General features: G+C 52.2%; 14 protein-coding genes and 1 tRNA gene. 10 read left to right on the top strand and 5 right to left on the bottom strand.

Features of this window, described 5'->3' with window-relative positions; all coding sequences use genetic code 11:
- Positions 1 to 48: 48 nt before the first annotated feature.
- From leuD to leuA, 4 genes are read right to left on the bottom strand one after another with little or no spacing between them, the layout of a single operon-like run.
- Entirely contained in the window at positions 49 to 651 is a 603-nt protein-coding gene (gene leuD / locus ACFFJP_RS14320; protein WP_377245351.1) for a 3-isopropylmalate dehydratase small subunit, read from the bottom strand.
- Complete coding sequence (gene leuC / locus ACFFJP_RS14315) at positions 648 to 2063, bottom strand: 3-isopropylmalate dehydratase large subunit (RefSeq protein WP_377245348.1); 1416 nt, start codon at positions 2061 to 2063, stop codon at positions 648 to 650. Before leuC ends, leuD begins: the two co-directional genes overlap by 4 nt.
- Positions 2064 to 2073: 10 nt before the next feature.
- Positions 2074 to 3144, bottom strand: coding sequence for a 3-isopropylmalate dehydrogenase (gene leuB, locus ACFFJP_RS14310; RefSeq protein WP_377245345.1), 1071 nt, complete (start codon positions 3142 to 3144; stop codon positions 2074 to 2076).
- 24 nt (positions 3145 to 3168) lie between these two features.
- The gene (leuA, locus tag ACFFJP_RS14305; protein WP_377245342.1) at positions 3169 to 4740 is read right to left on the bottom strand and encodes a 2-isopropylmalate synthase; all 1572 of its coding nucleotides are present in this window, start codon (positions 4738 to 4740) and stop codon (positions 3169 to 3171) included.
- 552 nt (positions 4741 to 5292) lie between these two features.
- Between leuA and ACFFJP_RS14300 the strand changes: the two genes are divergently transcribed.
- Positions 5293 to 5379 (top strand) — tRNA-Leu (locus ACFFJP_RS14300).
- 111 nt (positions 5380 to 5490) lie between these two features.
- Here ACFFJP_RS14300 and ACFFJP_RS14295 read toward each other — a convergent pair.
- Positions 5491 to 6177: a DUF2306 domain-containing protein gene (locus ACFFJP_RS14295; RefSeq protein WP_377245339.1), complete on the bottom strand. Its 687-nt coding sequence runs from the start codon at positions 6175 to 6177 to the stop codon at positions 5491 to 5493.
- 371 nt (positions 6178 to 6548) lie between these two features.
- On the opposite strand from ACFFJP_RS14295, the gene ACFFJP_RS14290 reads away from it, so the two are divergent.
- From ACFFJP_RS14290 to ACFFJP_RS14250, 9 genes are all read left to right on the top strand, one after another.
- The gene (locus ACFFJP_RS14290; RefSeq protein WP_377245336.1) at positions 6549 to 7682 is read left to right on the top strand and encodes a sensor histidine kinase; all 1134 of its coding nucleotides are present in this window, start codon (positions 6549 to 6551) and stop codon (positions 7680 to 7682) included.
- Between the two features lies 1 nt (position 7683).
- On the top strand, positions 7684 to 8469 hold the full coding sequence (locus ACFFJP_RS14285) for a LytR/AlgR family response regulator transcription factor (protein ID WP_377245333.1): 786 nt from the start codon (positions 7684 to 7686) through the stop codon (positions 8467 to 8469).
- Between the two features lie 635 nt (positions 8470 to 9104).
- The gene (locus ACFFJP_RS14280; protein ID WP_377245330.1) at positions 9105 to 9386 is read left to right on the top strand and encodes a hypothetical protein; all 282 of its coding nucleotides are present in this window, start codon (positions 9105 to 9107) and stop codon (positions 9384 to 9386) included.
- 591 nt (positions 9387 to 9977) lie between these two features.
- Positions 9978 to 11006, top strand: a complete 1029-nt coding sequence (locus ACFFJP_RS14275) for a tetratricopeptide repeat protein (RefSeq protein ID WP_377245327.1) — start codon at positions 9978 to 9980, stop codon at positions 11004 to 11006.
- Between the two features lie 42 nt (positions 11007 to 11048).
- Positions 11049 to 11483, top strand: coding sequence for a hypothetical protein (locus ACFFJP_RS14270; RefSeq protein WP_377245324.1), 435 nt, complete (start codon positions 11049 to 11051; stop codon positions 11481 to 11483).
- 92 nt (positions 11484 to 11575) lie between these two features.
- Positions 11576 to 12544, top strand: a complete 969-nt coding sequence (locus ACFFJP_RS14265) for a CE1 family esterase (protein WP_377245321.1) — start codon at positions 11576 to 11578, stop codon at positions 12542 to 12544.
- 115 nt (positions 12545 to 12659) lie between these two features.
- Complete coding sequence (locus ACFFJP_RS14260) at positions 12660 to 13631, top strand: alpha/beta fold hydrolase (protein WP_377245318.1); 972 nt, start codon at positions 12660 to 12662, stop codon at positions 13629 to 13631.
- 415 nt (positions 13632 to 14046) lie between these two features.
- The gene (locus ACFFJP_RS14255) at positions 14047 to 16500 is read left to right on the top strand and encodes a two-component system response regulator (protein WP_377245315.1); all 2454 of its coding nucleotides are present in this window, start codon (positions 14047 to 14049) and stop codon (positions 16498 to 16500) included.
- A gap of 103 nt (positions 16501 to 16603) precedes the next feature.
- Positions 16604 to 18388 carry a thiamine pyrophosphate-binding protein gene (locus ACFFJP_RS14250; protein ID WP_377245312.1) on the top strand — a complete coding sequence of 595 codons (1785 nt, stop codon included), beginning with the start codon at positions 16604 to 16606 and terminating at the stop codon, positions 18386 to 18388.
- Positions 18389 to 18476 lie beyond the last annotated feature (88 nt).

Below are 18476 nucleotides of genomic sequence, written 5' to 3'. Positions count from 1 at the left end.
AACAGCGATGTGCTGCCACTGGCAGCACATCGTAAAGGGCGTTGCAGCTTAACCTAACCAGGGCATAGCACTACGACGTTGCGCTTCATAAGCGTCGATTTGCGGGGACAGCGTTTCACTGGCACCGATAAAATCCAGACCGCTCAGCAGACGCTGTTTTACATCAGCATCTATGGCAAAACCAATCGCTGTGTTATTACCCAGCAGGATCTCCTGATTGGCCAAATCAATTTGCCATTGCTGCGGGCCTTGTTTGCTGCGGTTAAACAGGAAATCGATATTGGCCGCACTTAAGCTAATCAGCAACATGCCGTTGTTGATGCTGTTATTAAAGAAAATATCGGCAAAACTTTCGGCGATGATCACGTTGAAGCCATATTGCTGGATCGCCCATGGCGCGTGTTCACGGCTCGAACCACAACCAAAATTGGCGCGCGTCAGCAGAATAGAAGCACCCTGGTATTGCGGTTCATTCAGTACGAACTCCGGGTTGGCGCTGCCGTCGGCCAGATAACGCCAGTCAAAAAACAGTGCTTCGGCAAAGCCGTCGCGGCTGACCGAGGTCAGAAATTGCTTCGGAATGATTTGGTCGGTATCGACGTTGTTTTTATCCAGCGGGCACACCAGGCCCTTGGCGAAGATGTCACTCATGCGGATGCTCCGTTAGAAATCGTTGATACATCGACAAATTTGCCGGCGATAGCCGCCGCCGCCGCCATGGCTGGGCTGACTAAATGCGTGCGGCTGCCGCGGCCCTGACGGCCTTCGAAGTTGCGGTTTGACGTCGAGGCACAGCGCTGACCGGCGTCGACGCGGTCGTCATTCATGCCCAGGCACATTGAGCAGCCCGGCTCGCGCCATTCAAAACCGGCGGCTTTAAAAGTGTCAGCTAAGCCTTCGGCTTCGGCCTGACGTTTGACCTGGCCAGACCCAGGCACTACTAAGGCGCGCACGCCCGAGGCGACAGTTTTGCCAGCCACAACGGCGGCGGCTGCGCGTAAATCTTCAATCCGGCTATTGGTACAGGAACCGATAAACACCACGTCAACGGCGACATCAGTTAGTTTCTGACCGGCCTCTAAGCCCATATAACTTAACGCGCGGCGGGCGGCGTCGGCCTTAATCAGATCAGAGAAAGACTCTGGTGCCGGCACCGGCTGATCAATCGCGATCACTTGCTCTGGGTTGGTGCCCCAGGTCACTTGCGGTCGGATTTGGCTGCCGTCGATCTGGACCACTTTATCAAACGGCGCGTCGGCGTCAGAGTAGAGGCTTTGCCAATAACTGACAGCTGCATCCCAGTGTTCGGCTTTCGGCGCGTGACTGCGGCCCTGCAGATAAGCAAAAGTGGTGGCATCCGGCGCAATTAAACCGGCTTTGGCGCCCATCTCGATGCTCATGTTGCACAGCGTCATCCGGCCTTCCATCGTCATGCCTTTGATCGCGTCGCCACAGAATTCTGCAACAAACCCGTTGCCGCCGGCGGTGCCAAGCGCACCGATCACCGCCAGAATCACATCTTTTGGCGTGACAAAAGGCGACAGCGTGCCGGTCACTTCCACTTTCAGTGTTTTCGCGACTTGCTGTGGCAAGGTTTGTGTCGCCAGCACGTGCTCAACTTCAGAGGTGCCGATACCAAAGGCGATAGCGCCAAAAGCACCGTGAGTAGAGGTGTGTGAATCACCGCAAACGATGATCATGCCGGGCTGGGTTAAGCCCAGTTCCGGGCCAATCACGTGCACGATGCCTTGATCCGGGTGATACAAATCCAGCAGTTCAATACCGTTTTCCGCGCAGTTGGCCGCTAACGCTTCCAGCTGTTTACGCGACGTCTCACCAGCCGCATCGTAGCTGCGCACTTGGGTCGAGGTGTTATGGTCCATCGTGGCAAAAGTTAAATCCGGCCGGCGTACCGGACGTCCGGCCTGACGCAGGCCGGCAAAGGCTTGCGGGCTGGTCACTTCATGAATGAGATGGCGGTCGACAAACAATAAATCGGTGCTGCCGTTTAACGCGCCAACCACGTGGCTCTGATAAATCTTCTGATATAAGGTCTGGCCCATCGCTGACTCCTTAAGCTGCCTGAATAAAACGCACGATGGCGTCACCGATGTCGCGGGTGTTGTAACCGGCGGCCGGATTAATGTCGCGGGTGACAATGCCTTGCTCCAGGCTTTGTTCGACCGCAGTTTCGATGGCGCGCGCGGCGGCTTCTTCGCCACAGCTAAAGCGCAGCAACAGTGCCGCACTTAAAATCTGCGCCACCGGGTTGGCAATGCCTTGGCCTGCGATATCCGGTGCGCTGCCGCCGGCTGGCTCGTATAAACCAAAGTTCGAACCGTTCAGGCTAGCCGATGGCAGTAAGCCTAAAGAGCCGGCAATAGCAGCTAACTCGTCGGATAAAATGTCGCCAAACAGGTTGTCGCACAGCAGCACGTCGAACTGCTGCGGCGAACGAATGAGCTGCATCGCGGCGTTATCGATATACATATGATCAAGCGCCACAGCCGGATAATCTTTGGCGATACGGCTGACCACTTCGCGCCATAACACGCTGGTGGCCAGCACGTTGGCTTTATCAATCGAGGTGACTTTGTTGCTGCGTTTGCCGGCCGCTTCAAAAGCAACGCGGGCGATGCGTTCAATTTCCGCCACGCTGTAAGTCTGCGTATCAAAAGCGGCAGTGTCGGTACGGCCTTTTTCACCAAAATAAATCCCGCCGGTCAGTTCGCGTACACACAGAATGTCCATGCCTAGAGAGCTGGTGCGCGGGTGAATGGGCGATAAGTCGGCAAAGGCCGGGTAAATCTTGCCCGGACGCAGGTTACAGAACAGGTCGAAGGTTTTACGCAGCGGTAATAACGACGCACGTTCTGGCTGTTGTGCTGGCGGCAGGCTGGTCCATTTTGGGCCACCGACCGAACCGAATAAAATCGCGTCGCTCTGTTTGCACAGCTCTAACGTCGCCGCAGGCAATGCTTCACCGTGTGCGTCAATGGCGGCACCACCGACTAATGCGCTTTGCGTTTTGACCGCAAATGCAAATTTCTGACTGACGGCGTCCAGCACTTTTAACGCTTCTGCCATCACTTCCGGGCCTATGCCGTCACCGGCTAATACTGCAATGTTGTAAGTCTTCATCATCTGTCTCAAAAAAGTTAAAGCGAATTATTTTTCGATGGCGCTGTCGGCGTTTTTACGCGCCAGCTTCACCGCATCAATGCGTTTGCTGCGTTCAATCAGGTTCAGCACATGCACATAGGCCAACACGGATGAACGCACGATGTCGGTGGCCAGACCCGCGCCGTGATAACGCCGGCCCTGGTATTCAATAATGATGTCGACCTGACCCAGCGCGTTTTCGCCTTCGCCTTTGGCTTGCAGGTTGTAGTCGACCATTTTCAGGTCCAGTTTGGCGATGCGATGAATAGCCTGGAACGCGGCTTCGACCGGGCCGTTGCCGGTGGCGGCTTCCGTGAAGGTTTCTTCACCGGCAGTCAGGCCAACAGTTGCACTGGCGACGTGGCCGGTATGGGTGCTGGAACTTAAAAACGCCAGCTTATAATGCTCGTCGTCATCCTGCAGATTCTGGAAGAATACTAAGGCTTCCAGGTCGTAATCAAACACCCGGCCTTTCTGGTCGGCCAGCGTTAAAAACGCCTGATAAATCTGGTCTAAATCGTAATCTTCTTTGCTGTAACCCATTTCGGTTAAGCGGTGCGCGATCACGGCACGGCCAGAGCGCGACGTCAGGTTCAGCTCATTAGTGCGGATGCCGACTTGTTCCGGCGACATGATTTCATAAGTGTTTTGCGCTTTTAACACGCCGTCCTGGTGAATGCCGGAGCTATGGGCAAATGCGTTTTCGCCGACAATGGCTTTGTTCGGCTGAATTGGCATGTGGCAAATCTGGCTGACCAGGTGGCTGGAGCGATAAATCTCGGTGGTTTTGATATCGGTGTAATAAGGCAGGAAATCACCACGAGTCTTGATAATCATCGCCACTTCTTCCAGCGAGCAGTTACCAGCCCGTTCACCGATACCGTTGACGGTACATTCAATTTGCCGCGCACCGGCCTGAATAGCGCTGATGCTGTTCGCTACAGCCAGACCTAAATCGTTGTGGCAATGCACTGAAATGCGCGCCTGATCGATATTCGGCACTTTATGCATCAGCTGGCTGATGATCAGGCCAAATTCGTTTGGAATGGTATAGCCGACGGTATCCGGAATATTAATAGTGCGGGCGCCGGCTTTGATGGCCGCTTCCACGATCCGGCACAGGTCATCAATTGGCGTGCGGCCGGCATCTTCACAGGAGAATTCGACATCGTCGGTATAACGACGGGCATGCTGGATACAGGCAACCGCCTGCTCCGTAGCTTGCTCTAAGGTTTTACGTAATTTGTATTGCAGGTGCAGCGGGGAAGTGGCAATAAAGGTATGAATACGGCGGCGTTCGGCGTCTTTTAAAGCTTCACCGCAAGCGTCGATATCGGCGAACACTGCGCGCGACAGACCACAAATCACCGGGCCTTTGACGCTTTGGGCGATCGCCTGTACCGAGGCGAAATCACCCGGCGATGACACCGGGAAACCCACTTCCATCACGTCGACATTTAAGCGCGCAATCGCATGGGCCAGCTGGATTTTCTGTTTATGGCTTAAGCTGGCCCGTAACGCCTGCTCGCCATCGCGTAATGTGGTATCAAAAATCCAGATCTTGTTGTCGCTGCTCATGTCCTGTTCCTCTTGCTGAAATTTTCACCCATCAGACCTTGAGGTAACAAAAAACCCCGGCCTGTGGCTCGGGGTTTGTTTGCTGGATCCGTATTTACACTACGACCAATGCACAACACCCCGAGGTCCGATTAGGAGCACGAGGAGGCTGAGAAGAATGGCGGTCATAGTATTTAAGTGATTCATCGCTCTGTCTTTTTTCGGGCGCTTGGCCATTATTGCCGGCGCATGGTGCTGCAGATACACATCAGAACAAAGCTGCAGCGTTTCTAGTAATATCACGCCAAAATGTTGATTGCAACAGTATAGATGGCTAAATGGATAGAACTTTTGGCTGATGAATTATTAAGCTGTTGGTTTTTATATAGATTTCTGGATGGCTAAATTTGAGATCGGAGCAGTGGTTTCAGCATTGGGTGGGTGATGCAGTGGCTGATAAAACAGCATTCCAGGCAAAAATTTGGCGTAAGGCGCAAAAAGCACATGACATTCAGGCAAAAGCCAGCGTAAAATCGCCGCCGTTCTGCTAAGTGCCTCTGCACACACAACTCTGCCCGGGTGGTGAAATCGGTAGACACAAGGGATTTAAAATCCCTCGCTCGAAAGGGCGTGCCGGTTCAAGTCCGGCCCCGGGCACCACTTCTTGTTTTCTCATTTTTTAAATCGTTCTGCCAAGCGCGCGGATATAGCACCTTTGTTAGTATTTTTATCCCTGACTGGCTCATCCAGAAAAGCTTGCATACCAAACACTTACGCTTGAGAGCTGCTGATTGCGCGCTTACGTTTCCATAAAGTGCGCACCAACCAATACAACGTCGTCACGATCACTAACAGCACCGGGATCATCAGGACAGGCACGCCTAACAGCGAACTCTTCCGCACCAGTTCGGGAAACACTTGCATTTGACCGGCGAAAAAAGACCCGGTTGCAATCAACATGGCAAAACACATCCGCCACAAGTGCCGCACTAAACGCTGGGCACCGGCAATCTGTCCGGCCCGCAATAAACGCAGGTCCAGTGCGGCACACAACAAACTGACGACGCCAAAGAATACCAACACCTGGGGCGGGCTATTTTTGGTGATTAAGGTTTTTGGATCTTCCAGAAAATTGAACCATAGGCTCAGTGAATACACACCCACTATCGCCGCGACCACAGCAAGGCCGGCCAACAGCCGATAGCTATCCACGACTTTGCGCTTAACGACCAACCAGGATGTCCCCACCAAATAGGCAGTGACCAAAGCAACCACGCCAGTCACATGGTCGGTGCGCAGGAAGAATGAAACAATCGCGGCACTGCCGGTCATGATCAGCATCGAAATGGTAAACATATTGCCGGCTTTGCGGTGCAGCGGTGAACCTTTGGCGGCAATCATCGCCATGGCACCAGCTAAAATGGCCACTAAGCCGGCAATAATATGGATCCAAGTCATAAATAACCTTTTGTCGTTGCAGATTTGATGCTGACAGAATAAGCCACTTCAGGACGTATTTCGGCGCTGCTATTGATGAACTGCGGATCGGACAGACCTGACGACGTTCTATGCTGACAGATGACGAAAACGATGGTCTTTGCTGCGGCTATATAGTTGTGTTTACATTGTGGCGGCTTCATTGTTACGGACCGGAATGCGCCCGTCATTCATCTGCCGATAGCGTCATTTACGCCAACCAAGGCGTCAGCCATCATCTGAGGGCATCCCTGCCAGTGCTTTGCAGTGTAAGCTAGACGTATTCCCTCATTGCTAAACGCAGCGAGATTACCAATGAAAAATTCTGCTGACACTTTAGAGCGCGTATAACTATGCAACATGATGAACCTGCTGTTTCATTACCGACCACCCCGCCAGCGCCACCGCCGATATTTGGTTGGCAGCGACTGCGCTTATTGCTTTTGGTCTGTGTGCTGTTCAGCGCGCTGTGGATCCCCATTTTTGTGTCCAGCTGGGTAATACCGCCAATCCGTCTGCTGATGCTCGGCGGCGTGCAATTGCTCGCTTTTGGCATCTTCGAGCGCTGGCCAAAAAAATTACCGAGCTGGATGGCGCGCTGGGTGTTGCAGGTGTTAGCGGTCGCGGTCGTGGCACCTTTTGCGGCTGTGTTAATCATTTCCGTGACCAATCTTGCCCATCCGGAAGTGTGGAGTACGGACCCGAAAAAAATGTTTGGCTTTGCGATTTTGCTTTTCATCGGTCTGGTAGTGTCGCCGTGGATTGCGATGTCGGCGCTGTACCGTCATATCAGCGGCCAGGCGCAGCGCCAGGCGTTGTCGTTTGAGCTGGAACGTAGCAAGTTAGCCAGAGATGCACTGGATTCTCGGCTGCGTTTATTGCAGGCGCAGGTCGAGCCGCATTTTTTGTTTAACACTTTAGCCAACGTGCGTGAACTGGTCGATTCCGGCTCTTCACAGGCCTCCGAAGTGCTGGGAAGTTTGATCACCTATTTACGCGCGGCCGTACCCAATTTGCATAACAGTGCCACCACTTTGGGGCAAGAATTAGAGTTGGTGCGGGCTTATCTTGAATTAATGCATATGCGGATGCCTGATCGGCTGCAGTTTGCGATCCACGCTGAACCCGAGGCTCTGGCCGTGCAATGCCCGCCGATGACGTTGTTAACGCTGGTGGAGAACGCTATCCGCCATGGCATCGATCCCAGTGAAGAAGGCGGTCGGATTGACGTTTCGGTGCGGTTACAAGACGGTCGTTGTCTGACTGAGGTGAAAGACACCGGCGTTGGGTTAAGTGACAAGCAGGCCAGCCAGGGCTTAGGGACTGGCCTCGCCAATCTGCGCGAACGTTTGCAGTTGGTGTTTGCCGGTCAGGCCCAACTTAGCCTGACGGTGCTGGAGCCGCATGGTTTTTGTGTCAATATCAATATACCGGCGCAATGGAGTCCTGCCGTGACTGCACCAACTGCCGCATCTGCAGGAGCATAATATGCTGTCAAATCAACCAACAGCGTTAATCGCCGACGATGAACCTTTGCTGCGCAGTGCGTTAGCGCGGATGCTGGCGGCGACCTGGCCCGAATTAACCATAGTCGCGCAGGCGCGTAATGGCCGGGAAGCGCTGGAACAGTATCAGCTGCATAAACCCACAGTGTGTTTCCTCGACATCCACATGCCTGGCATGACCGGCATTGAAGCCGCGCGCCAAATTGGCCGCGGTGCGCATCTGGTATTTGTCACGGCGTACAGCGAATATGCCGTCGAAGCTTTTACGCAAGGCGCATTAGATTATTTAGTCAAACCGGTGGTACAGGACCGGCTGGCGGAAACTGTGCTGCGACTGCGCGAACGCCTAGGCGCGGCGCAGGAAGCACCTGATATCGATATGTTATTAGATAAATTAGAGGCACGCTTACAGAAAAAAGCCGCGCCAGAACCGTTACGCTGGATTAAAGCATCCATTGGCCAATCGGTGCGGATGATCCCGGTCAGCGACATTGATTTCTTGCGTTCCGATGAAAAATACACGCTGGTCGGCTGGCGCGACCACGAAGGCAAAGCCGCCGTCGCGCTGATCCGCACACCACTGAAAGAGCTGGTCGAACAGCTGGATGCCAGCCACTTTGTGCAAATCCACCGCTCAGTCGTGGTCAATCTCGACCGCGTCAGCCACGTTATTCGCGGCGACAACGAAACCGCCACCGTGTACTTAAAAGGCCGCAGCGAAAACCTGCCGGTCAGCCGCAGCTATCTGCACCATTTTAAGCAGATGTGAGGGGAGTGGTGCTCAAACACCGCCGGGAGTTCAGTCGTTTCATGGATGTATTCACCGGGTCACTTTTGGGGTAGTTGCGGACCTTGGTGACACCCGGTATGCGATACCCGGTATGCGACACGCGGTGTGCGACACCCGGTGTGCGACACGCGGTGGGTTTCGCTTCGCTCTACCCAACCTACCAGCCGGATGCACCATCGTAGGGGGCAATAAGCGAAGCGAATTGCACCTTTCAGAGCCATCGAAAAATACTTTTGTTCATTAGATGGCGTGTGGCGGCTGGTACCTCGCTGAGCATCACGAGTCATATGATTATTATCGAAGTACATCACGCCTCAAACATCTGCAAAGGGTACAGAGGTAATATTCAACTACCAAAATGCGTCACGCATTGTCTGCTGCAAATGTCAGTTGCAAATATCAGCTTGAGCTCAGCCTCATTGAGGCCACCATTTAGGCAACCCAGCCGCATTTTTTCGTCATCTATGACTGCCAAACCGTCAGTCGTCCCTTGTTGATTGCCGGCACTGCGCGAAAGAGCGACACTGCACTTATCGGTTACACGGCAAAGAAACAAATTAACATTTTGAATTCTTTGAAATTATATTCATTACTACTATCTGGAAATACAAACTATGCGTCATTTCACTGCTCGTAAATCAACCACATTCGCTTTAGCGCTGACCGCCATGTTCTTTGCACAGTCGGTCAGCGCGCATGAATACCCGACGTTGAATGCAGCGATAAAATATGCAGAAGTTGCAGCAGCGGTGGCCAATAAAGTGGCCAGCCAGCTGAGCAATTTTGATGCTGCCGTCGCGAAAATTGATTCAATTTTGCAGGAAGCCAACGTGAAGCGTTTTGATGAGAGCGTTCAGAATGCTGAACAATGTCTTGAAAATGCTGAGTGTCATTAAGTGATGGGCCATGCCTTAGGCTTGGCTGCAAAAAAGGTGGTGCGAAGGATCCAGTCGATTCGATGAGCACCACTCGTATTTTTGGTAAAGAATCGGTTTTACTCTCAACGCGAACTAGCTGCGCTGATCCACTGATAAATCCCCCGAAGTAGCAAGCTTCCTGCAAGCAAAATTCGTATTCTCCGACAACAACTACCCTTGGATCTTGGCAGTTTTTTTCAATCGAAGCAGGCTCATTGAGGCCGTCCAGTTTAAGCCAGTTAATCAGAGCCAATTAACCTCAGCCAATGAGCCGAAGACGACCTCGCCGAACCACCAGCGACTGCGGGCCCATCGGGCAAAATGATGGCCGGCATGCACTGCCATATGTTCAGGTAAGTGCATCTCAAAACCTTAAGCACAGCACAGCCCTGCAGCCCAGCCGCGTTTTTTCGTCGTCCATGACAGCCAAACCGTCAGTCGTCCCTTGTCGATTGCCGGCACTTTGCTGAACAGCGACACTGCACCTATCGGATACATGGCAAAGAGACAACCTAACCTGTTGGATTCTTTGAAGTTATGCAAAATATATTCATTTGGGGACAGCACACTATGCGCAATCTTATTTCTGGTAAATCCGTTGTTGGTCAAGCAGTCGCCTGCGCTCTGTTGCTGACCGCTATGTCGGGCCTACAGTCAGTGCATGCGCATGAATACAGCGCGCTTATCGATGCAAAAAAATATGCCGAAGTTGAGACGGCTGTCGCCGCAAAACTCGCGATTGAGCCAAATAATGCCGATGCTTTGGTTGGCAACATTGATTTAATTTTGGTCGGGGACAACGTGAAGCGTTTTGACGACGCAGCCAAAATGGCGGAGCAATGCATAACGCACAACCCGAAAAATTCTGAATGTCATGAAGCGCTTGGCAATGTGCTTGGCTCCAAAGCGGAAAAAGGCGACATGATGGATGCTGTGGGTTCGCTTGGCACCATTCGTGATGCTTTTAAGACAGCGATTGCACTAGACCCTGCCAACTATAACGCTGCCATGTCGCTGACGTCGTTTTACCTGGAAGTGCCGGGTTTAATGGGCGGCAGCACGTCCAGCGCGAAAAAGCTGATCCGCACCACGGAAAAATCAAACCCGGAAGTCGCAAAATTACTGCAGGCAAAATTCGATTTGTATGACGAAGAGTTTGTAAAAGCCAGTGCAGGCGCTTTGGCTGTCAACACTGACAATAACACTACGCTTGTGAAGCTGCAGCGCGACCTGTTAGTAGAAATCGGCTTGACATTAAACCGAGAAAAGCAGTTTGCCGACGCTGAGAGAGTCTTGTTAGCTGTGGTGCAGCGCCACCCGGATTCTGCTCCCGCTTATCTCGGGCTTGGTCGGTCGTTACTGGAACAAGGCAAACCACAAGATGCCCTGTTATCGTTAGAAAAGTCTCTGCAGATTAATGCGACAGCGGCTGTCCATTACCGGTTGGGCCAAACCTGGCAGGTATTGGGCGACAACAAGAAAGCGGTCGCTTCATTTGAACAAGCATTGGCGTTCATGCCGCCATTATCGGCAAAAAGCCGTGAAGATGTGGAAGACCAGTTAAAAGCATTAAAAAATCCTGGTTTCGGCTCGAAATAACCCGCGGTTGCAACGATTTTACTGACATCTTGGAGTCACAACATGAACGAAGTTTCCAAATATCAAATTTATGCGCTGCGGGCCATGTATTTATTGGTGGTCATCGGACTTTCGTTAACCGTGTGGCCAAGTGTATTCACTGCAGAAAAACCATTCGCCAGCTGGGGCAGTGCCCAAACGGTACAGACCTCGATGATGGGCGCGTTCTGGTTACTGTGCGCCTTAGGCATCCGCTATCCATTGCAGATGTTGCCTATCCTGATGTGGGAACTGATTTGGAAAACGATTTGGTTAGTGACGGTGCCGTTGCCTTTGTACCTTAATGGCACTTTCACTGACAAATTAATGCCGAATGTGATTGCGATCGGCATGGTGGTGCTGGTCTATCTGGTGATGCCCTGGTCTTATGTCTGGCAGAATTATGTGAAACAGCCGGGCACACCATGGTTGAGCCCGAAGTCAGCAGTGACGAAGTAATCAATAAAGTCAGTGTTGTAGCAGCCGCCGGACACACGGCTGCTGGTTTCTACAGCCATCCTGTTCGTTAACAAACCTGAGTGAAGTGCATCATGAAAAAAGCGCTGCGTTCTATCCTGCTTGGCCTCACGTTCTTGGTCACGCTGTGTGCAGGTTTATTCGTTTATTTCGTTTATACGCCAGACCCCGAGGAGCCGCTACTGACCGGTACGCTCACAAAAGCCACCTTGGCGGTGAACGGCGAAACTTATACTTACCGGTTATATCTGCCGAAGGATTTGGCCAAAGACGCACCGTTGGTGATGGTATTGCATGGCTCGGGACAAAATGGCGCGCAAATCCGCAGCGAAACCGGCTATGGCTTTGAACGTCTCGCCGATCAGCATGGATTCGCTGTCGTCTATCCAAGTGGTAAATCCTTTGACTGGAACGACTGCAGCAAAACCGGCGACTTTCTGGTGAATGGGCGTGAACTCGATGACGTGAACTATCTGAATACATTAGTCGACACGCTGATTGCCGCACATGGTTTTGATCAACGCCGGGTGTTCGCCACCGGTGTATCTGCGGGCGGCTTTATGTCATTGCGCTTAGCGCTGGAATCGCCGGAGCGTTTTCGGGCCGTGGCAGCAGTGTCTGCCAATGTCCCAGCGCCCGACAATTTCAAATGTAAGCCGGTCGCACCAGGCGCATCGGTGCTGCTGATGAACGGTACCGCCGACACCATAGTGCCGTATAGCGGTGGCGAAGTTGAATTGTGGGGCATGTTTTTCCAAAACGGCCAGGTGTTATCTTCGGTCGCGTCGGCAGAGTTTTTTGCCGCACAGAATAAGCTGCCACTAGCGGCAAAACGTGAAGCACCGCTGCCCGACGTGAAGAACGTGCAGAGAATGCAATGGCAGAATGAAGACAACTTTGAAGTCGAACTGATCACTATCCTTGATGGCGGGCACGGCATGCCACAACCCCACTGGCAACGACCACGGTTGTTAGGCCCATCGCCGATGCAGCCAAATGGCCCAGAACTGATTTGGCAGTTCTTTGCCCGGCAGAAACCATAGCCAGAAAGCCTTAACCAGAAAACCATAACCAGCAATGGCATCGCAGTCGGGTGTTCTGCCCGGCTGCGATGCCAGAAAGTGACCGCTGTTTCTTTTGCTTACTCCGGAATTTTTTATGTACTTCACCCCGACTAAAACCCTCAGCCGTGTGCCAGGCCATGATGCAGCTCAGCAGCATAGATTTATCGCGAGTTGCAGACGTTTTGTCTGTCTGTTGGCCTTGTGGCTAACCACTATCTCTTGTTCCAGTGCTTTGGATGCCCCGCCACAAAACGCGCAGGCACAGCCAGCGCCGCTGTTACAAGCAAAAATCGCCGACCTTGCTGGCGACAAAATTGAATATGTAGCGCTTCGTGTCGCCAAGCCCCGCGCCACACTGGTGTTTGAAAATGGCCTGATGCTCGACCTCAAAACCTGGGAAGCCGTGGCTCAGGGCTTAAACAATTGTTGTAATTTGCTGTTCTACAATCGCCCCGGGGTTGGGCGCAGTGAATCAGAGCAAGACCAGTTCAGTCCTGAGCGCTCTGCGGCGCGATTGCAGCAGCTGCTCCAACAACAAAAATTGGCACCACCTTATGTGCTGATTGGTCATTCGCTGGGTGGGCAGTATGCGCAGGTATTTACCAAACACTTTCCGCAACAAGTGGATGCCTTGTTGTTAGTCGACGCGCTGCCACTTGGATTGGTCAAGCCTGTCGCGGACTTTCCATGGTACACCCGGGCAGGTCTTTGGGTATTGGCGCCAAAAGCCACGCGCCAGGAAATCGCCAACATCAACAACATGGGTCAATATCTGCTGCAAGATCCTGTTTCCTTCAGCAAACCGGTGATTCGGCTGGTGACGCAAACGGCGACACCTCAGCCAAAATCAGCGGGCTTAGTCAAAAATCTGTGGAATGGCGTGATCTATGCCGAAGATTTTGGCGTCTGGGCACTAGACCCGGAAGCCGCAGAGCATCGGATGGGCGCAGTTTATCCACAGGCCGAGGTCCGCACGCTGGTGGCGAATCATCGGGTACAGGAACAAATGCCCGGCGTGGTGGTGGAGGCGATTTTTAGCCTGATTTCGCAACATCAGGTGAAGTGATATTGGCTGACTGTGCTGTGCCGGTCTGACGAGTTTTTGCATATCCGTTAAGGCCCGCTATTTTTAAGCAGCGCTCGCTAAAATGGTGCGCGTGCGCCGGTGGAATTGCGGCGAAGGGCGGCATGGCAAAACAGTGACTGATTGGTGAATGCTGCAATCTGCAACGGCTGCTAATTGTCAGGAGCTGCAGGCTATTTAGTATCGGGCCTGGACGCACTGTAGCCTGGTAAAAGCACTATCGCAATATCGGTGGATGGATGCCTTGTCGGCTGCATTGAAACGCAGGCGTGCCACACCGCGCAAAGCATACGCCCAGACAATGAATCTGCTTGCGTCGCAGAGTTGCTTGAAGCTATGCTCGTCCTTTATTCACAATGTTTGTGCAAAACCAAACCATAGTTAAGGTGAATGGCTAGTGCAGGTTAAGTATGTGATGTTGTTGGTCGCTGGCGAGCAGATGCAACAGACTGTCCAGCAGTTCTTGCCTGAATCTGATGCTTTGCAACTCATCGTTGTGAATAACAGCGCCGACGCTATCGCTATACTCAAACAAAAATACGTGAATCTGATCTTAACTGAAATAGAGATCGGTGGCATTGATGGCTGGCGCCTCGCGCGGTTAGTCAGAGCCAACGTTTTGAAATGTGAAGAAAAAACCCCAATTATCCTGCTCAGTGCTACCTACTGCGAACGGATCACTGAAACGACCGCACGGGCTTATGGTATCGATTTGGTACTGCCAAAAGAGCAGGTCGCGCAAATACCGCAAATTGTTGCGCGTTTCCAACAGACTGAACAACGATTACAACAGCGTCAGACCATTTTGATTGTCGAAGATGATGCTGATATTGCCGAATTGGCGAAAAGAATCGTGCTGCCAAATTATGACGTGGAGATCGCCGTCACCGGGCCGCAAGCCGTCGATATGTACCGGCGTAGCAGCAGTTATGCCTTAGTGCTGCTGGATGTGATGCTGCCTGAGCTGAACGGTCAGGAAGTATTAGCTGAAATTATGCGGCTGAATCCGAAACAATCGGTCGTTGTGATGACAGCGCATGGCGGCATTGAATTAGCCGAGCAAATGATGCTGCAAGGCGCCGCTGATTTTGTGAATAAGCCTTTTCGTGCCGAACAACTGCGCCGTGTGATTGACGTTGCAGCGATGCGCGAAGATTTTCTGATCAGTAACGAACAATTTAAACAAAAAGTGCAGCAATTGGCCGGCAGCGAAGAGCGCTACCGCGACCTGTCGGAAGTGCATCAGCGCGTACTTGACCACGTGTCGACCGTATTAATGGAACTCACCAGCGCTGGCACTATCAAGTTTGCGAACCGGGCCTGGTACGACCTGACAGCACATAGCGCAGTGGCCGACCCCGATTCCTTTCTGCATTTTTTGCGGCCGGCAGATCAGGCGCTGGTGCGGACACAGCTGGCAGCAATATGTGCAGGCGATCTTGACCAGTGGCGCACTGAACTGCAATTGGCACAGCCGAATTTCTGGATGTCACTGAACATGGCGGCACTGCCTGATAAAATCTCAGGCGTCACTGTGACCTTGGAAAATATTGATGAGCGGAAAAAAGCCGAGCAAGAATTGCAACATCTGGCGATGCACGATCCGCTAACCGGCCTTTACAACCGTCATTTCAGCGATCGAGAGCTGATGCGTATCGCGGCGCTGGCGAGTGACAAACAATCCCATGCCCTAATGTACATTGATTTAGACCATTTCAAGGTTGTGAATGACTCACATGGTCATTCGCAGGGCGATGCGATTTTACGTGAAGTGGCAAACCGGTTGGCAATGGGGCTCAGTGCTGACGACTTGTTATGCCGGGTTGGCGGTGATGAATTTGTCGTGATATCGCCTGCCAAAACCTTAGAGCAGGCCAACGAATTAGCCACGCGGCTTTGTGTCGCACTGGATGCGCAGCCCTATCGGTTAATGGACAAGGTCTATACCCTGAGTTGCAGTATCGGTGTGACCATTGTTGATGGCAGCCAGCCCGATGCCCAAGTGTACTTACAACAAGCAGATATAGCCCTGTACGTTGCCAAGGCCAAAGGACGCAACCGAGCACATTGTTATAGCGTGAGCGATGCGGCCAGCGACAAGTTACGCAACTCGTTACAGTGGGCGCAGCAGTTGCGTGAAGCCATAGTGAACGATCAAATTGTCATGCATTTTCAACCCATTATGTGCGTGCGTACTGGTGCGATAGCTTATTACGAGGCTTTAGTCCGCTTAAATTTAAACGGCAACATTGTCTATCCCGGCGAGTTTATTCAGGCATTGGAACAGGTCGAAGATATCAATCTGTTGGATCATCAGGTCATTGGTAAAACCATTGAGATGATGAGCCGTCATGCGGTGTTGAAGAAAGTCGCGATAAACCTGTCAGCTCAGGCGTTTCGTGACGAACGTCTGGTACCCTGGATCGAACAAACGCTGCTGAAGTATCAGGTTGAACCAAGCCGAGTGGTCTTTGAGCTGACAGAAACAGCCAGCCTGAACAACATTGCCGGTACTTGCGCGATGTTTAATCAATTAAATCGGTTGGGATGCGAATTTTCTATCGATGATTTTGGTACCGGATTTAGTACCTTCAGTTACATCAAACAACTACCCGCCAGCAGCATCAAAATTGACGGTTCTTTTGTCAAAAACATGCACCAGGACACAATGGATTTTGTGCTGGTCAAAGCCATGGCCGAAATTGCCCATGCATTGGGCCGCAAATCTGTTGCTGAATTTGTCGAAAATGAACAAATTCTAACTCTGCTACAACAACTCGGTGTCGACTATGCGCAGGGTTACCATATTAGTAAACCGATGCCGATCGAGCTTTTGGAAAAGACTTTTTAATTCATAGCCTTACTTAGTGCGCCTGCTGTAATTTTAACCACTTCTGTGATATACCCTATAACTGAGGTAACAGCACCTCGGTACGATTCATAAGGTATATCCAATGCATGATCTTTCAGTGGAGCAAGGACAGCGGATAGACAAGGAATTAGTGACTTATGCCGATCTATTGGTCGAATATTTAAATATATTGGGTGTTGAATATGTGTTTGGCGTGCCCGGTGGCGCGATAGAGCCACTGTTTAATGCATTGGCCCGCAGCGAACGACGTGGCGGCGTGCGCGCAGTGGTTGCCCGACACGAAGCCGGCGCAGCATTTATGGCAGACGGTTACGCCAGAGAAACCGGCAAATTGGGCGTCTGCTGTGCGACTACCGGTCCAGGCGCCACCAATTTGTTGACCGGCGTTGCCAGTGCGTACGCAGACAATGTGCCGATGCTGGTGATCACCGCCCAAACGCCATTGCCTAAATTTGGCCGGCGCGCTTTGCAGGATTCATCCTGCGCCGCAATCGACATTGTCGGTATCTTCCGACACTGTACCCGCTATAACTCTTTGGTCAGTCACCAAGAGCAGCTGGAAAACAAACTGATCGCTGCGGTAATGGCTAGTAGCCGCATTCCGGCCGGGCCTGTGCACATCTCAATACCTTCCGATATTTTGCGTTCCGATGCTGGCTATTTACCAAAAGTAAAACCAGAACTCCTGACACAACAATTCCAGCTGACCGATAAGGTCGGGTTGGAAAAACTCATCCAGGAATTGTCCCAGGCCAAGCATATCGCCTTGTTTATCGGCGACGGTTGCAAAGATGCGTCTTCCTCCATCATGCAACTGGCTACATTACTCAACGCGCCCTTTGTATCAGGTCCGATGGGCAAACGCTGGGTCGACGAAACGCACCCGCTGTACCGGGGCGTGTTCGGTTTTGCCGGCCATAGCAGTGCTGCTGAGCTGTTGTCTGATGTCGATGGCAAACTCGATCTGGTATTGGCGATTGGGGCTGCGCTCGGAGAGCTGGGGACCAGTGGCTGGTCGGAAGAATTGATCAATCACCGGCTGATCCACATTGATTCGAGTGTTGAACATTTCACCCGTTCACCAATGGCCCGGTTGCATGTCTGCGGCTCTTTGCCAGCCATTTTTAAGAAGTTGGTCGATGAAGTGCAGCAAGCTCAGAAGAAATGGGGGAAATGCTGGCCGGATTTTGGCGGAGTTGCCGAACTGAATGCGCTGGGCGGCCGCAGTGTCTGGCGCGATGCGGATGCGATGACACATACATCCGTCCCATTCAAACCACAAACGCTGTTTTGTCAGCTGGCCCGTTCACTACCGGTGGATAGCCGCTTTTTTGCAGATGCCGGCAATGCATGGGCATGGGCCATACACTACTATCAACGTCCCGAGAGCAATGGCAAATTTCACATCGCGATGGGGCTTGGCTCAATGGCTTGGGCTATTGGCGCTGTCATCGGTTCGGCCCTTGGCGATGCCAGCCGCTCACCGCATATCTGTGTAACCGGCGATGGTGCTTACCTGATGAGCGCGCAGGAAATCACCGTGGCAAAACAACAACGCCTGCCCATTTTGTTTATTGTGCTCAATGATGGCGTGATGGGCATGGTGATGCATGGTCAGCGGCTGGGCAACGCCGAAGCAGTTGGATTTGAACTCGGGCAGGTGAATTATGCGCAAATGGCCCAGGCTATGGGTATAGATGCATTCGTGATTGAATCGTTCGATCAGCTTCAGGTTATTGATCTAAATTGTATTTTTACTAGTGATGGGCCAACTTTGCTGGATGTGCGGATTGACCGGGAGGAGATCCCGCCGATGTTGTCACGGGTGCAAAGTCTGCAAAATGTGTCGATGACTCCTGGCGGGTAAAAGCGCCAACAAGTGGGCAACACCACCGCATTGCTCCACCAGGCCGTTGGGCCGGTGGAGCGCAAATGGTGTGATGTAAAACAGTGCA

The sequence above is a fragment of the Rheinheimera tilapiae genome, assembly GCF_042432165.1.
GTDB classification, from domain to species: Bacteria; Pseudomonadota; Gammaproteobacteria; order Enterobacterales; family Alteromonadaceae; genus Pararheinheimera; species Pararheinheimera tilapiae.
Note: the sequence above shows the minus strand (reverse complement) of the source record. Positions and strands in the feature narration are given on the sequence as shown.

Bases quoted from the DNA above. Each gene is read 5' to 3' on its own strand.
- leuD (WP_377245351.1), bottom strand. From the start codon at position 651: ATGAGTGACATCTTCGCCAAGGGCCTGGTGTGCCCGCTGGATAAAAAC.
- ACFFJP_RS14295 (WP_377245339.1), bottom strand. From the start codon at position 6,177: ATGACTTGGATCCATATTATTGCCGGCTTAGTGGCCATTTTAGCTGGT.
- ACFFJP_RS14265 (WP_377245321.1), top strand. From the start codon at position 11,576: ATGAAAAAAGCGCTGCGTTCTATCCTGCTTGGCCTCACGTTCTTGGTC.
- ACFFJP_RS14285 (WP_377245333.1), top strand. From the start codon at position 7,684: ATGCTGTCAAATCAACCAACAGCGTTAATCGCCGACGATGAACCTTTG.
- ACFFJP_RS14290 (WP_377245336.1), top strand. From the start codon at position 6,549: ATGCAACATGATGAACCTGCTGTTTCATTACCGACCACCCCGCCAGCG.
- leuA (WP_377245342.1), bottom strand. From the start codon at position 4,740: ATGAGCAGCGACAACAAGATCTGGATTTTTGATACCACATTACGCGAT.
- leuC (WP_377245348.1), bottom strand. From the start codon at position 2,063: ATGGGCCAGACCTTATATCAGAAGATTTATCAGAGCCACGTGGTTGGC.
- ACFFJP_RS14270 (WP_377245324.1), top strand. From the start codon at position 11,049: ATGAACGAAGTTTCCAAATATCAAATTTATGCGCTGCGGGCCATGTAT.
- ACFFJP_RS14280 (WP_377245330.1), top strand. From the start codon at position 9,105: ATGCGTCATTTCACTGCTCGTAAATCAACCACATTCGCTTTAGCGCTG.
- ACFFJP_RS14275 (WP_377245327.1), top strand. From the start codon at position 9,978: ATGCGCAATCTTATTTCTGGTAAATCCGTTGTTGGTCAAGCAGTCGCC.
- ACFFJP_RS14260 (WP_377245318.1), top strand. From the start codon at position 12,660: ATGTACTTCACCCCGACTAAAACCCTCAGCCGTGTGCCAGGCCATGAT.
- leuB (WP_377245345.1), bottom strand. From the start codon at position 3,144: ATGATGAAGACTTACAACATTGCAGTATTAGCCGGTGACGGCATAGGC.
- ACFFJP_RS14250 (WP_377245312.1), top strand. From the start codon at position 16,604: ATGCATGATCTTTCAGTGGAGCAAGGACAGCGGATAGACAAGGAATTA.